Source organism: Lancefieldella rimae ATCC 49626, from assembly GCF_000174015.1.
Taxonomy (GTDB): domain Bacteria; phylum Actinomycetota; class Coriobacteriia; order Coriobacteriales; family Atopobiaceae; genus Lancefieldella; species Lancefieldella rimae.
The window spans coordinates 74,536-88,220 of the sequence record NZ_ACFE01000004.1; the positions used below are offsets into that span (position 1 = coordinate 74,536).

General features: G+C 49.6%; 12 protein-coding genes. 2 read left to right on the plus strand and 10 right to left on the minus strand.

Features of this window, described 5'->3' with window-relative positions; translation table 11 throughout:
- Nucleotides 1–187 precede the first annotated feature (187 nt).
- Nucleotides 188–2,380 carry a tetratricopeptide repeat protein gene (locus ATORI0001_RS06440; protein WP_237755908.1) on the plus strand — a complete coding sequence of 731 codons (2,193 nt, stop codon included), beginning with the start codon at nucleotides 188–190 and terminating at the stop codon, nucleotides 2,378–2,380.
- Here ATORI0001_RS06440 and coaE read toward each other — a convergent pair.
- The 6 genes from coaE to ATORI0001_RS06470 are packed head-to-tail and all read right to left on the minus strand — an operon-like array spanning nucleotide 2,374 to nucleotide 7,604.
- A complete protein-coding gene (coaE, locus tag ATORI0001_RS06445; RefSeq protein WP_003150286.1) occupies nucleotides 2,374–2,994 on the minus strand; it encodes a dephospho-CoA kinase in 621 nt (206 codons plus the stop codon). The genes ATORI0001_RS06440 and coaE overlap by 7 nt on opposite strands.
- Nucleotides 2,994–3,623, minus strand: coding sequence for an ATP-binding cassette domain-containing protein (locus ATORI0001_RS06450; protein ID WP_003150301.1), 630 nt, complete (start codon nucleotides 3,621–3,623; stop codon nucleotides 2,994–2,996). Before ATORI0001_RS06450 ends, coaE begins: the two co-directional genes overlap by 1 nt.
- Complete coding sequence (locus tag ATORI0001_RS06455) at nucleotides 3,620–4,435, minus strand: ABC transporter permease (RefSeq protein ID WP_003150199.1); 816 nt, start codon at nucleotides 4,433–4,435, stop codon at nucleotides 3,620–3,622. Before ATORI0001_RS06455 ends, ATORI0001_RS06450 begins: the two co-directional genes overlap by 4 nt.
- A 5-nt stretch (nucleotides 4,436–4,440) precedes the next feature.
- Entirely contained in the window at nucleotides 4,441–5,457 is a 1,017-nt protein-coding gene (locus ATORI0001_RS06460; protein ID WP_003150398.1) for an ABC transporter substrate-binding protein, read from the minus strand.
- A 43-nt stretch (nucleotides 5,458–5,500) separates the two neighbouring features.
- Nucleotides 5,501–6,760 (minus strand): peptidase T, encoded by a 1,260-nt coding sequence (gene pepT, locus ATORI0001_RS06465; RefSeq protein ID WP_003150193.1) that lies wholly within the window; start codon nucleotides 6,758–6,760, stop codon nucleotides 5,501–5,503.
- A gap of 19 nt (nucleotides 6,761–6,779) precedes the next feature.
- Nucleotides 6,780–7,604 carry a gamma-glutamyl-gamma-aminobutyrate hydrolase family protein gene (locus ATORI0001_RS06470; RefSeq protein ID WP_003150213.1) on the minus strand — a complete coding sequence of 275 codons (825 nt, stop codon included), beginning with the start codon at nucleotides 7,602–7,604 and terminating at the stop codon, nucleotides 6,780–6,782.
- 256 nt (nucleotides 7,605–7,860) lie between these two features.
- Here ATORI0001_RS06470 and ATORI0001_RS06475 point away from each other — a divergent pair, with 256 nt between their 5' ends.
- On the plus strand, nucleotides 7,861–9,462 hold the full coding sequence (locus tag ATORI0001_RS06475) for an ABC transporter substrate-binding protein (protein ID WP_003150327.1): 1,602 nt from the start codon (nucleotides 7,861–7,863) through the stop codon (nucleotides 9,460–9,462).
- 114 nt (nucleotides 9,463–9,576) lie between these two features.
- Here the strand turns inward: ATORI0001_RS06475 and ATORI0001_RS06480 are convergent, their stop codons facing one another.
- From ATORI0001_RS06480 to ATORI0001_RS06495, 4 genes are read right to left on the minus strand one after another with little or no spacing between them, the layout of a single operon-like run.
- Nucleotides 9,577–10,686 (minus strand): ABC transporter ATP-binding protein, encoded by a 1,110-nt coding sequence (locus tag ATORI0001_RS06480; protein WP_003150211.1) that lies wholly within the window; start codon nucleotides 10,684–10,686, stop codon nucleotides 9,577–9,579.
- On the minus strand, nucleotides 10,686–11,771 hold the full coding sequence (locus tag ATORI0001_RS06485) for an ABC transporter ATP-binding protein (protein WP_003150290.1): 1,086 nt from the start codon (nucleotides 11,769–11,771) through the stop codon (nucleotides 10,686–10,688). The genes ATORI0001_RS06480 and ATORI0001_RS06485 overlap by 1 nt, the downstream gene beginning before the upstream one ends.
- Nucleotides 11,772–11,781: 10 nt before the next feature.
- Entirely contained in the window at nucleotides 11,782–12,738 is a 957-nt protein-coding gene (locus ATORI0001_RS06490) for an ABC transporter permease (RefSeq protein ID WP_003150390.1), read from the minus strand.
- Nucleotides 12,738–13,673: an ABC transporter permease gene (locus ATORI0001_RS06495; protein ID WP_003150271.1), complete on the minus strand. Its 936-nt coding sequence runs from the start codon at nucleotides 13,671–13,673 to the stop codon at nucleotides 12,738–12,740. The genes ATORI0001_RS06490 and ATORI0001_RS06495 overlap by 1 nt, the downstream gene beginning before the upstream one ends.
- Nucleotides 13,674–13,685: the final 12 nt, after the last annotated feature.

Below are 13,685 nucleotides of genomic sequence, written 5' to 3' on the forward strand. Positions count from 1 at the left end.
GTATACAACCGACTCATTTCTATTGAGGAATCAAAATATGCCTTCAGAGCTTCCGCCTTCCAACACGCCATCACCAAAGCGCCCGTACCCTCCTTCCATGAAACTCTTTCTCTTTGTTTTAGGTACCGGAGGTACCGTGTTTGGGCTCTCTCAATTTGTAAGATCCCGTATCTCTGATGAAGCACATATGAGCGCAACACTTCTTATGATCTACGGCATCGTTCTTCTCGTTATGTTGTTTCGAGATAACGGCACGTCTGCAGAAACCATTGCCGCAACACAAACGGATATACCGCAAGAACAAACCGCCAGCCATTCGCAGGACGCTGTTTTACCAGAACCTGCAAAAAGCGCTCCGTCAGCTTTTGATTTGGCCATGTCCCGCTCAGACAATATTCCTGCTTCCCTCAAAGATCTTATCGATACCAACCAGCTCCAAAGACCCGAGCTTCAAGAGATGCTCGTGCGTTCAGGCCTTCTCGATTCTCATCGGGTACCTGATACCAAGGGGTTTAAATTTCCTAAAAACAAGCGATATTGGCTCAACGCAAGGACCAAAGATTTTAACGAAGACCAGTACAATGACTTCATCGCTCTTGAAGCAACCTTAAACATCGCAGATGACATTGAAGCTCTGCCGGTACATTACCGCGACGAAACACTCTCAGAAAAAATTTCCACGGTACTGAGAAACATACTTACCAAGGTGCCTCAGCCGCAAAACTATCTTCCCGCCCACACAACTCTTTCCTCCAATGAGACCGACTGGAACGTGAGGTTTTTCGTAGCGTCCTATCTGGAAAATCTCTCTTTGCCTTTTAGACAACCGACACTGTTTGCGTATGACCCGGACACGGCAACGCTTATATTTGACACTAAAGTACCGGCTCCCCGGGCATTCTCTTTTGTGTCTTCCGCGCAAAATGTACAAACTACCTACGCTCGAGCCTATGCCTTGCGAGTGGCCGCCGTTCTTTCCTCAGGCATCCTGAATAACTATCCAATTTCCCGTGTTGTCATCAATGAATTTGTCAACGCACATACGGAACACCCCATCCTTTCCTGCAATGTTAATGCAACCTCCCTGGAAAGCCTCGTTTCTGCAACTCAAAGCCCCACACTTGAAACCGATGAGTTTCCGCAAATATCGTGTCTGCGCTTTAGCCTTACCAAGGATGGTTGGTTTGAGCCGACAGAACCATATAAGGCGCTCAACAGTCCTTCCGAAGAACATCCTCTCTTCTATGCTCAGGCTGAAGTACGCGATGAAGCAGCACCCAAAGACGTCCAAGAGATTACCTCTGCAAAACGTATCTCCGATTTAAGCTTCAGGGAGGATTGCGGACGCATTGAAACGTGGAACGCCATTGTTGCAGAACTTGGTGATTCAACTGCTCACGCCGTAGCCGTCCTTAAAAATGCGCAGCAATCCACAAAAAATACCGTCACCATGGAGGCATTCTCCCGTGTTATCCATGCGCTTGTTTCAGGATCGGTTGACGTAAGCAATAAGCCTGAGCTTGCTCATCTGTTTATGTCGGGTTCCGATCTTGATGGCGCAATTGCTCACATGAGAGAGGTTTTTGATACGGAAGATGTCAGCAGAGAAACTTTTGTGGCATCTCTCAAGGTTCTTGAAGAAAAACTCGAACCCATTACAAATCTGGGAATGTACCTTGATGACACCGATTCGGTGTACCGATACTTTGATTCCATTACCGACCGTATCGACTACAACCGAGCGCACTCTTCGGATTCCCGACAGGTTGTTCTTGTCCCCGATGCATATTATGACGCAAATGCTCTGCTCGTACGTGCATATAACCAAATTGACGAGCCGGAAAAGGCATTGAGGTATGCCGAAGAATGTGTCCGCATAGCCCCTCTGAATGCCGACGCGCTGCTCTATAAGGACCGCACGCTGCAGGATCTCTCGCGTAATGCAGAAGCGGCAAAACTCGTTCGCGAGCTTATCCCCTATAAACTACGCCAATATGATGTTGCGTTTCTCTATTACCGTCTCGCATATCTTGAGTGGCGACTTGGACATGGAGATATTGCCGTTGCTTGCTATCAGCAAGTTCTAAAAATGGATACCGAGTTTTCTTATCACGCACAAGACGAGCTGACCGAGCTTATGAAAACCGATCCGACGCTTGTAAAAATCGATGACGATAAGCTCAACGAATTCTTCAACATTCATGGTATTCCCATTGATGACCAAGAGGCGCGCTACCAAATACTGCGCTCTGCAGCCATTGCGTGTACAAACAACAAAATATATGCGCCGGCAGCGCTACTCCTTCACCAGGCGCTTTTCATTACCTACGACGATGAAACGGACGCGGTGCGTATGTCTCTCACGGCACCTGCTCAGTGACGCATATCAAGTTTTGTCATCAGTGCATCCCACCACGCGTTCACGTATGTAGCGAGAAGATCCTCGTCTTTAGAGTTATCAATGACGGTGGCTGCCTTTGAGCGTAGATACTCATCAGACGGCTGACCCGCTACGCGTTGCTCAAAATCCTTTAAAGAAACTCCGCGCAACTGAGCTCGTTTCTTTCGAAGTTCATACGGACTTACCACCGCTACCACTTCATCTGCCAACATCAGAAGCGATTCTATGCGGTCGAGCAGGGGAACTTCAACCACACATACCGCAGGCGCATCCTCTTTGAGGCTCACCTCAACAAGAGTCTCCTTCAGAGTCCGGATAATATAGGGCATCTCAATGGCTTCAAGTTTCTTGGCGGCCGCGGGCGTTGCAAAAGCTTGCATGGCCAATTGATGTCGATTAAGCCGGCCGGTTTTTTGGTCCACTACATCCTCTCCGAACGCGCGGACAATCTCTTGCACACACCCAGATCCTGGAGCAAGCACGTCTCGAGAAATGCAATCCAAATCAATCCGATATGCTCCTTTTTCTTCAAGCATACGAGCAACCGTTGATTTGCCCGATGCCATCCCACCTGCAAGAAAAACGGTATACATCAGGCCTCCTTAAGCTCTATGACATGGGCTTTCCCCAAAAGAGTTACATCTTTTCTGTCATGTGTGACCCAAAGCACCGTTTTGTCTTCAAGAAGAGGCAGAAGGTAGGCCATAACTTTCTCTTTTGTATGATCATCCAAGCCTTTGAGTGGTTCGTCAAAAAGCATCACATCGGCATCAGACAGCACTGCCCGCAGAAGCGCCACACGACGCTTCTGTCCGCCAGAAAGCCCTTTAACCACACGATGTTCAAATCCCTGAAGGTCAACGCAGGCGAGCGCCTGGATAATACGCTTCTCAAACGCACGTTTTTCCGTGCGATTCAGACGGCTTTTTGCAAGAGCAATATTTGCTCTCACACTGAGGTTTTCGCAGAGTCGATCCTCCTGAAAAACCACCGCTACCCGTTGCCCGCAGATTTTCGGAAGATTGGTAATCGTGCCTTCATCCGCTCCTTCAAGACCGGCAATCATCCGAAGTATTGTTGTCTTGCCGGTGCCGGACTTTCCTAAAAGCATGTTCTTCTCGCCACCGTAAATGACGAAAGAAACATCTGAGAGCGCACGCACGTCCCCAAATGTCTTTGAAATATGCCTGCACACAATGTCATTTTGACAACACTGCTTCATGCGCCCTCCTCAATACGTCTCACAATCATGCGTATAAGGCGAGAAAAACCTTTTTCTATCAGCGCGCTAATACAGACAATGACAACGGTCCAAGCAAAAAGATTTGGCGTATCGAGAAAAACCTTGGCACTATAGAGCTCCCCACCAATGGAGGATGCCGGCGTGGAAATAACTTCTGCGGCAATTCCCGCCTTCCAGCAAAAGCCCAACGCCAGCGAGGTTGCCGCTTCAAAATAAGGAAGTACCTGTGAAAGGTAAAGAGAGCGAATCCGTGCGCAACCTTGTATCTGAAATATGTCTGCCATCTCAAGCAGCTTCGTATCGGTGGACTCCAGCCCGCGCAGAAGATTGGTATAGATGATGGGAAACGCTATCAGATGAGCCACTACCACCGAAAGATACGACGCGTGCATCCACACCAAAAGCAAAATAACAAACGATGCAACCGGAATCGATTTAATGGCCATGATAAGAGGAGATATCAAAGTTTTAATCAGTCGTATCCGATACGATGCAACGGAGGCAAGAACTCCGCCCACAAGCGCACTAAAAAACCCAAGTGCAATATGCAAGAGCGAGTGAGCGGTAATTACCCAGAACTCTCCCGTACCTATAAGCGTACCCAGACAGCCCAATGTCTCCAACGGAGAGGGTAAAATGAATTGCTTCCCTACAAACAGAGCCGCAAGCTGCCATATAACCAGCCAAAAGAGAATGGCGAGCAGGCGGAGCACTCCGGAAGAGAGCCTGTCCGTCTGCCCCCTCAGAAACAGATGCGTTTTGAAACTTCTTTGTGGCGTGTGCTTTGGCATTCCGCTTATGCTGACTTTTTCACCCCAAAGTAAAAATCGTCCTCGGGAAGCTTTCCGCCTACCGATTTGGGGTTTGCATCAGCCAAAACGCCCAGGTAACCAGAAAGTTTCTGCTTCATATCATCCTCTGCAATATAGGTAATGTTACATTTAGGAAGCGCAACTTTGGCAATCTTTTCCGGAACAATATCGGCATCGGCAATAAGTTTTGCCGCCTCGTCAACATGATCGTTTGCAAACTCAACGGAATCCTTGTAGTGGGAAAGAAATTGAGTGATGGCATCAGAGTTCTTCTCGGCAAAGCCTTTTGAGACGATCGTGACGCCGGTAACAAGCTCAGAGGTGGAATCAATGGCCTTCCACTCGTTGCCAAGATCAAGCGCTTCTCGAATACTTGGATCTTTGGCCTGCGCAACGCTTACAAACGGCTGCGGTAAAAGCGCAATGGCAGATTCATCGTTTGCCAGTGCCGCAACGCATTCGGCGTGTTCGCTCTTCCACTCTACCGAAACATCTTTTCCAAGCTCAAGGCCATTCTTTTTGAGAATGTAGGCAAGCACGTACTCAGGAGAAGCTCCCTTGCCCGCCGCATAGAGCGTCTTGCCTGCAAGGTCGTGTATTGAGTTAATGGCATTTCCGCGCTCAACGATATACAGAACATTCAAAACGTTAATGCAGAGCGCCTGAACCTTACCCTCAGTTTTGTTATAGAGAACCGACGAGAGATTTGAAGGTATCGATGCAATATCAACGTCGCCTTTTGCCACCTTGGCAACCACTTCATCCGGAGAGGCCACAATATCAAAGGTGTAGGAATTGTCGGTAATTGAGCCTGCCTTTACATCGCTCATGAACTTTGCAAGACCCATGGCTGTTGGACCCTTGAGCGTTGTAATACGCACATCCACCGGCTGTGCTGCCGGAGCCTTTGTCTCCTCCTCCTTTGTATCTTCCTGCTTACACCCAAAGAACGCAGCAGCAGGAGCAAGGGTAATGAGTTTCAAAAATGATCGTCTATCCATGGACAATCTCCTTTCAAATAAAATACAACGGTATTTTAATCTTTTATGAGCTCTTCTTCGCATAGAGCGCCACAAGAGCCTGAAGCATATCGACCATTGCCTCCAGCTCAGGAACCGGTACAAATTCCCGCACGCCGTGAGCGTTGTAGTAACAGGCGGATAAATTGGCACACGGAAACCCGCGGAACGAAAGTTGAGAACCATCCGTGCCGCCGCGCATGGGTATGCATGTCATTTCCTGACCAATGGCAGCGTATGCGACACGAGCATTTTCAATCAGATGCTCGTTTTCAGGGCGCGTAATAACGTCTGCAAGATTGTGGTATTGATCTTTGACGGAAATTGTCAGTACCTCAGAATCAAGCTGGTAATTGATATATGACACGGCATCTCGCATCATCTGTTTGCGCTTCTCGACCTTTTTTTGGTCGTGGTCGCGAATAATATAATCTGCCTGCGCATACTCACAATCACCTTGCATGCGCTCAAGATAGAAAAATCCATCATAGCCTTCGGTATACTCAGGCCGATCCTGCGGCGGAAGCAGTTGATGGAACCGCATAAGAGCCTCGGCGGCATTGATCATAATGCCTTTGGCGGTACCCGTATGAACCGAGAGTCCCATTGCCTGAACATGTACCTCAGCCGCATTGAACGTCTCGTAACAAAATTCCCCCAACGGGCCTCCGTCAATGGTGTACCCGTATGCGGCACCAAATGTATCGAGGTCGAGAAGGGCCGCACCATGGCCAATCTCTTCGTCCGGAACAAACGCAATTGCAAGACGCGGGTGTGGAAGCTGAGGGTTTTCACGCAGACGATGCAGGAGGCTGACAACCATTGCCACACCGGCCTTATCGTCACCACCAAGCAGCGAGGTTCCATCACTTGTTACAAGGTCAAAACCTACCATGTGCTCAAGTTGTGGATTGGTTTTGGGGCTTATGGTTACTTCTCTCCCATCGCGATCCGTTCCAATACCAAGTACTCCGCCCTCATATCGAACAACACGTGGATGAACCTCGGCTCCAAACGACTGCCATGCGGTATCCAGATGGCAACAAAAACCGAGGGTTGGAAGGTTTTCCGCACCGGCACTTGCGGGCCAGTGAGCCGTAACGTATGCATGCGTATCAACCACGATATCTTCGGCGCCAAGCGCTTCCAGGTCTTTGGCAACCGTCTGCGCCATGACGTGTTGCGCTGGTGTTGAAGGTACCGTATCTGTAGTAAGCGGATTGGATTGTGACGCCACCTCGCAGTAGCGAATAAAGCGTTTTAAGACATCGCTTTGCTCTGACATAGTCTCTCTTTTCTGTTGATTATTTGGCGCAGGATATGCCACGCGAACGTGATACACGGTACTCGCGCGCGGCGTCAATAAATGACTTCCAAAGCATGCAGTCCGCCTTGCTGAATTTCCAACCATACTCCGGATGCCACTGAACACCTATCATCCAACGCTTATGGGGAATTTCGGCGCCTTCGATAATCCCGTCGGTTGAGTGCGCCACCACGTGAAGTTCAGAGGCCACCTTGCAGAGAGCCTCATCGTGAAATGAGTTGGCTTGGATGCTCTTCTCGCCACCAAGCGCGCGGCACAAGAGCGAATCTTCATCTACCTCCACCATATGTGCCGGAATGGTCAGGTCCACTATATGGGACCAATACGCATGGCCTTCCCTGGGAGCCGGAAGTTTGCGAAGCTCCTGGGTAAGCGTTCCTCCAAAAACAACATTTAAGAGCTGAAGACCACGGCAAATGGCAAAAAGAGGCTTGTCCGCTTCGTAGACCTTTTTCACCAGCTTGAACTCAAGCGCATCTCGGCGTGGATTCAAACGCTCTAAGTCTCGCGGCTCTTCTCCCCAGTTACGCGGGTCTACATCTTGTCCGCCGGGCAAATTAAAGCCATCGCACATCTCAACATAGCGGTCAATAAGGGCGTCGTCATCGGTGAGAGGCATCATAACCGGAATGCCTCCGGCAGCGAGAATGGCGTCCATCTGTACCTCAGCGATTGACTCCCCATCGGAAAAGCCGCGTTCTTTCATAAATCGTGGCGTAAGGCCAATAAGCGGCCGCTCGTCAACGGGAATAGCCGCACTGTCTTGAAACACCTGCTGAGCAAAAGATGGAATCTCCAACATAACCTCTCCTGAACGAATTGTGCGTGTTCAAAACTTTACTGCAAACTGCCACACATACGAACCACAGCGCAAAATTGCACGGTATCTCTTTGATTCTGTCGTCAAACCGTAACAAATCGGAGCCGGAATGTTCCACGTAGCACACAGATCTTCGTAAACTTCCTAAGACATCTGACGTACTTTGGTAATTTATTGTGCAGGCTGGGTATTAATTAGAAATCTACTTTACGAGAATCGTCCAAATGGAAGGCCTCCTATGAATATCTCACGTACCGCTCTTTCCCGGCGCAGCTTTCTTGGTGCTTCCCTCATGTCGGCTGTGGCAGCGGGTTCGGCAACGCTTCTCACTGCCTGCGGAAACGACGGATCCTCTGATGGCGATAAGCTCATTTTGAAGTTTGGCGTCAATAATCCCAAAGTCACCTTTGATACACAAAAGACCTCGGGTTCCATTGGCGTCTCAGAGGCTGTGGGAGAATCCTTGCTCAAGCTGAATCCGGACACCAAGGAAGTTGAGCCATGGCTCACCACAAAGCTTCCCGACATCTCCGACGACGGACTTACCTACTCGTTTGAGCTGAAAGAGGGCGTTAAGTTCCATGACGGAACCACCCTCAAATCTTCTGACGTAAAGTACTCCTTTACTCGTATGTTCCTGCCGGATACCAAAGCAACCTCAATCGACTCCTACATCTACATTGAAGGCGCTCAAGATATCGTTGACGGCAAGACCACTGAACTCTCCGGCATTGCCATAAGCGATGACCGTCACTTCACCATCACGCTTACCCAGCCCTATTCAACCTTCAGCGCACTTCTCGCCCAGTTTTATGCGTTTATTTATCCCGAGAAAAGTTGCTCCGAGGCAGGAGAAAAATGGGGATCCGACACCACCTTCTATGGCACGGGCCCGTTCAAGCTTGTCTCCAACGACAACTCAACCGAGGTAGTGCTTGAAGCCTTTGCGGATTACCATCAGGGTAAACCGGCCCTTGATGAGCTGCACTTTGTATATATCGATGACGGCAATACGCGCATGATGAACTATAAAAACGGCGATATTGACCTGACTTTCATTAACCAAGCGCTGATGCAGCAATATAAAAACGACCCGGCTGTCTCCGATCAGATTGTTGACTACAATCCTGCTTCCACGCAGTTTGTAAACCTCAATCTTAAAAACACCTATCTCTCAGACGTACGTGTCCGTCAAGCGCTCTCCCTTGCGATCGATCGGCAGACAATATGCGACACCGTTCTTTCAGGTGTTGCCAAGCCTGCAACCTCGTTTATTCCGGCATCCGAAACCGGTAACGACTCATCTCTTGAAGTATTTGAATACAACGTTGATAAGGCAAAAGAGCTGCTTTCTGAGGCAGGTGTTTCAAACATAACTCTTGACGCCCAGGTTCGCGCCCAAGACCAAAACCTCATGGTTGCCATCCAAGATGCATGGGCAAAGATCGGCGTTACCCTCAATGTGTCCGTCATTGATGCCGGTGTCTGGAGCGATGCGCGTAAAAATGGAGACTTACAAGTAACGCTCGTTACCTGGTCAACCCTCTCATTCCAAGGCATCGAGCATATGGGATCATACTTCCGCTCCGATCGCGCCGCTCTTAAAAGCTCGTTCTACAATAGTGAGAAGTTCGATGCACTCGTAGACGCAGCCCGCCTCACCGTCAATGATCCCGACAAAGTTATCGAGCTCACCAAACAAGCAGACGCACAGCTTACCCGCACCGATTACGGTTGCTTGCCGATTGACTGGACGCAGATGCCCTATGCGCTCAACAAAAAATTCACTGGACTGAGCGTGCTCGTCAATCCCCTCTTTGGCGGAGTCAAAAAAGCCTAGCCTGTATTGCCGTTCTCTATGGACGGTAACCATACCCTCTGTGCCCGGTGTCTCAATTCAAGCTGAGATACCGGGCACAGCCTTAAAACAACAGGCGAAAACCAAAGATGACAATTAACCTAACGCATTTGTAAGATTTGCCGCGCGAACGGCCTTCTCGGCAGCTTCAATGGCACGCGCTACTGCCGGTTTGCGCTCATCATCGCTCAGACTGTCATCGTATAAGTGACATGCGCAGTGATGCCCCGGCTCCGGCTCAAGAAGTGCGGGAACCCGCTGTGAGCATACGTTCATTGCACGCGGACAGCGCGTGTGAAATACGCATCCTCTTGGAGGATCGGCAGGGCTGGGAACATCTCCTTGTAAGATCTTTTTATCTTGGATACGCTCATGCCGAATACGCGGGATAACGTCGAGAAGAGCCTGCGTATAGGGATGTAGAGGATGCGTAAAGAGCTTTGATTTGGGGGCAAACTCCATCTCATGGCCAAGGTACATCACCAAAACCGTATCGGCAATATGGCGCACGACGGAAAGATCATGGCTGATAAAAATATATGACAGACCATGTTCATGCTGGAGCTGCTCAAGCAAGTTGATAACTTTTGCTTGCACGGAAACATCCAACGCTGAAACCGGCTCATCACATACGATGATTTCAGGTTCCAACACAATGGCTCGGGCAATGCCAATACGTTGTCGCTGGCCGCCTGAAAACTCATGCGGATAGCGATATTTAAATGCAAGATCAAGTCCAACCTCTTGCATGACTTCCTCAATACGGGCATCACGCTCTGAGCGAGTGGCATACGTCTTGGCAATATCTATCGGCTCTCCGATGATATCCATCACCGTCATACGAGGGTTCAGTGAGCTGTACGGATCTTGAAAGATAAGCTTCATCTTTTGTCGTGCGTCTTTCAGGGCGCTCCCCGAGAGCTTTGTGAAGTCTTTTCCATCAAGCATCACTTCACCTGACGTGGGATCTGTCAGGCGCAATATGCATTTACCTGCCGTAGATTTACCGCAGCCCGACTCGCCCACAATACCCAACGTCTCGCCACGATGAAGCTCAAAGGACACGCCTTCGACGGCGTGGACGGTGGCATTTGCGCGGCCAAACACGCCGGATTTTATCGGATAGTGCTTAACGAGATTGGTAACGCGTAAAACCACGTCGGTCTGATCGATATTTTTTTGTGGGGAGCTTTTTGTATCCGTCATTATGCATCCCACTCCTTACGATATTTCCAGCATGCAACGCTGTGACACGCATTTCCGTCAACCGCCTCTGACTGCGGACGCTTCTTGCGACAAATGTCTTTTGCGAACGGACAACGTGGATGAAACGGACAACCCTCCGGCATATGAGAGAGCATCGGCACATTACCCGGAATGGCATAGAGCTCTTCGGATTGCTCGTCAAACGATGGGATGGAAGCAATCAGCCCTTGCGCATACGGATGGAGCGGATTGGTAAAAAGCTCTGCTGCTTGAGCATACTCAACGCGATGTCCCGCATACATAACCAAGACCCAATCCGCCATCTCGGACACCACGCCCATATCATGCGTGATGAGCATAACGGCAGTTCCCGTCTCACTCTTCATGCGATCGATAATCTGCAGGATCTGAGCCTGAACGGTCACGTCAAGCGCCGTTGTGGGTTCGTCGCAAATTAAAAGTGAGGGTTGGCATGCAAGCGCCATGGCTATCATGACGCGCTGGCGCATACCGCCCGAGAGCTCATGCGGATAACTCTTGAAAACTTTCTCCGGTGCAGGTATACCCACCAGCTTGATCATCTCAAGCGCGCGATTGTCTGCTTCTTTCTTCTCCATCTTGGGATGATGAACCAAAATACCTTCGCGAATTTGATCCCCTGCCCTCATGACCGGATTCAGCGATGTCATGGGCTCCTGGAAAATCATACCTATACGGTTTCCGCGAAACGGTTTCATCTCCGTGCGGGAAAGCGGGGCCAAATCAACACCCTCAAAAACAATCTTGCCGCCCGTAATATGTGCGGGTGGTTGTGGTAAAAGTCCCATAACCGAAAGCGCCGTCATGGATTTACCACAGCCGGACTCTCCCACAACGGCAAGCGTCTCTCCGCGGCTCATGCTAAAAGAGAGATCATCCAAAGCGGGAAGTTTGCCGTCTTCAGTAGACAGCGTAACGCTCAGGTGTTCTACGCTCAGAAGAACTTCCTTGTTGCACTGTTCTTCTCGCTGTTTACGTGTAGTTTCTTGGGCAAGTTTACGCTCTTCAAGGCTGCAAAACTCAGCAATGTTTTTCGTGTTTCCCATGTTTTCCTCCTTACGAGCGCATCTTTGGATCAAGAGCGTCGCGCAAGGCGTCACCAAGTAAATTAAATGCCATGACCGTAATAATGATGGCAATACCCGGAATGATGCTGTAGGTTGGATTGCTTTGGATATATGGTTGTGAGGCTGAAATCATCTGACCCCAGCTTGCCATCGGTGGCTGCACACCAAGGCCCAAAAACGATAGAGAGGCCTCAGATAAAATGGCACTTGGAATGCCTAATGTAGAGACAACGATGAGCGTTGACATACAGTTGGGCAACAGATGACGCAGAATAATACGTAGATTATTGCCGCCCGACAGAATGCACGATTGAATATACTCCGAACCTTTCAGCCGCATCACGTCGCCGCGAATCAGGCGTGCGGTTGTTGTCCACATTAAAAGGCCAAGTGCCACGTACAGGTTGATAAGACCGGGCCCCATAACAAACATAATCAAAATGGCAAAGAGCAGAAACGGAAAGCTCGAGAAGACCTGGATGACAAAGGAAATGACCGCATCAATCCAGCCGCCATAATAGCCCGCCAAAACGCCCATTGTAAAACCGATAAACAGGGCAATGATCTGCGATATCACACCGACCGACAGTGAAATTTGACAACCGTATATAATGCGCGACAAGATATCGCGGCCAAACTCATCCGTACCAAAAAGGTGGGACGCACCAGGCTTTGCCAGCATGTTGGAGAGCTCTTGTGCTTTAAAGTCGTAAGGGGCAAGTACAGGTGCAAAAAGCGCTATAAGCACCAGAAGTCCTACGACAATCAAACAAAACACACCGAGGCGATTACGCTTAAAAATGTTCCAGCTTACCGCCCAATAACTTGTAGCACGAGTCTTACCGGTACGCGATACTTCCTCTTCTTGCGCACGGGCGGCTCGGGTGGCAACACGTTGCGCTTCTTGAACCTTCTTGCTGTTCTTATCGCCCGTAAAAAATGCCATTATTCCGATGCCTCCCCTCCGAGTCTGATACGCGGGTCAACAACCGCGTACAAAATATCCACTGCCAAGTAAATTGCTACGCAAATAACGGCAATATACATGACACTTCCTTCAATCAAGGGCAGGTCGCGAGCGTTAATTGCATCGAGCAAAAGCTTGCCCATGCCCGGCATTGCAAAGATGGATTCAATCAAGATGGAGCCGGTGAGGATGTCGCCCAACTGCGTACCCGCAATGGTAATGATTGGAATCAATGCATTGCGCAATGCATGTTTGATAATGATTGTCCACCGAGAAAGACCCTTTGCCTCGGCTGTCCGTATATAGTCCTGGCTGAGTACGTCAAGCATACTGGTACGCGTCACACGAGCAATGCTTGCGGCATAGCGTGTTCCAAGGGCAAGAATTGGCAGTACATAAGCCGCAGCCGTCTTAACGCCGGACAGCGGGAACCACTTAAGATTGAGCGCGAATACAATCTGAAGCACAATGGCCACCCAAAAAACCGGCGCGGAAATACCAAAAACCGCAAGCGACATAAGCGTGCGGTCAAGCCATCTTCCGTGATTGACGGCGGCGATAATACCCATTACAAGACCCAACACCACGGCAAAGATATAGGCACAAATTGCCAGCTGTAACGTTACCGTAAGCGCCTTGCTCATAAGTGCAATGACGGATTTCTTCTGCATGTACGAAGTGCCAAAATCGCCATGCAGCATTTTGCCAAACCAATTTGCATATTGTTCCGGCACGGGCTTATCCAAGCCCATGGTATGACGCACCTGCTGGACGGTCTGCTCGTCAGCCATATCGCCCATCATAACGCGAACAGGATCTCCCGGAACCACATTTAAAATGAAGAAAGTCAACGCAGAGATGCAGATGACAACTCCTGCTGCCTGAAGAATCCGTTTAATGAGAAAGGACCTCACCAACACTCCTCT